Source organism: Microbacterium sp. CPCC 204701 (genome assembly GCF_004010105.1).
GTDB lineage: Bacteria > Actinomycetota > Actinomycetes > Actinomycetales > Microbacteriaceae > Microbacterium.
In genome coordinates this window covers 1-1285 of record NZ_RRYE01000585.1, presented here as the reverse complement: position 1 = coordinate 1285, position 1285 = coordinate 1, and the positions used below count along the sequence as shown (strand labels likewise).

Sequence of the window (1285 nt, the reverse complement as noted above, 5' to 3'; positions counted from 1 at the left end):
CGCCCCGTCACCCAGGCCGCGCAGCGCCGCACCGAGGCGGCCAGGCTCGGGTACCGCGACCTCATCGACGATCGCTCCGGACGCCTGCGCGGCGCCCTCGCCGACGTGCAGGCCCGGGCGAAGGGCGCCCCCGGCGACGCCGTGCCCGCGTTCTGATCGGGCGCGCCCGCCGAGAATCCCTCTCTGCGGCGCGCATTCCACGTGCCTGCTCAGCGTCCGCGCGAACGGCGCCGATGCGGGTCTGCCAGGCCCAGGGCGATCGGAATCACGAGACCGGCGGCGCAGACGATACCCACCACGAGGAATTCCACTCCGCGAGCGTACGACAGGGCAAGGACGTTCGGCACGGTCACGCCCGCGTGTGGCGTGAACGGAGGCCTCGGGCTACCGCTGACCGGCACCGCGCGCCGAGCATCCAGCGCCTCCGGTCGCCCGGCCTGTCGAAGCGTCAGGCGTCGAGCGCCGCGATGAGGTCGGTCGGCGACGCCTGCATGGGGTGCGGTCCCGCGATGTCGAAGAACACCGTGGTGATCTCGTGCTCGTGCGCACCGAGGAACGCCCGCAGCCATGCCGGCGACTGCAGCGCGACGCCGGGGGGCAGGGTCGCCGGCTTGTGGGCGGCGTCGCTGAACAGCAGCAGTGCGACGTCGCCGGTGTTCGGGTCCCGATAGGTCCACACCTCGCCGACGTCGAGCGGGTTGTCGCGATCGCCAGGGCGCATGAGCGGCACCACCGTCGGACCGTGCCTGAGTGCGAACGCGACCGCTGCCATGTCCTGCGTCTGCAGCGCGTCGGTGAGCTGCGTGTTGCGGAACTCGAGGGGCTGCTCCTGCTTCTTCGCGCGCTTCTTTCCCGCCATTGCTCCAGCGTAAGGGCGCAGCCGCACGGGTTACGCGAGGAACCCGCGCAGCAGCGCTTCCGACCCGGCGAGGTGCTGCAGGACCGCGCCTTCGGCAGCGTCCGGCCTGCCCGCCAGGATCGCGGTGACGATGCGCTCGTGCTGGGCGTTCGAGTGGTCGATGTTGCGCGGCAGCAGCGGGAACGTGTCGAGCCACTCGTTCACGCGGGCCCGGTTCTCCGCGGCGAGCGCGACGAGGGAGGGGATGCCGGAGAGCTCGGCGATCGTCAGGTGCAGCAATGTGTCGAGGCGGCGGTAGTCCGCTTCGGATGCCGCGGCCGTCGCCTCGTACCGCGCCCACAGCTCGTCTCGCGCGGCCGCGTCGAGCGTGCGCCCTGCAGCCGCCCGCGCGGCGCCGCCCTCGAGCACGCGGCGGAGGCCGAGGAC

2 protein-coding genes are annotated in these 1285 nt (G+C 72.8%); both read right to left on the bottom strand.

Annotated elements, in window-relative coordinates; translation table 11 throughout:
* Positions 1-448: 448 nt before the first annotated feature.
* Complete coding sequence (locus tag EIO58_RS18100; protein ID WP_127820574.1) at positions 449-859, bottom strand: dehydrogenase; 411 nt, start codon at positions 857-859, stop codon at positions 449-451.
* A gap of 30 nt (positions 860-889) precedes the next feature.
* Positions 890-1285 (bottom strand): FCD domain-containing protein (locus tag EIO58_RS18095; protein WP_127820573.1); only part of this gene is annotated, 396 nt, incomplete at its 5' end.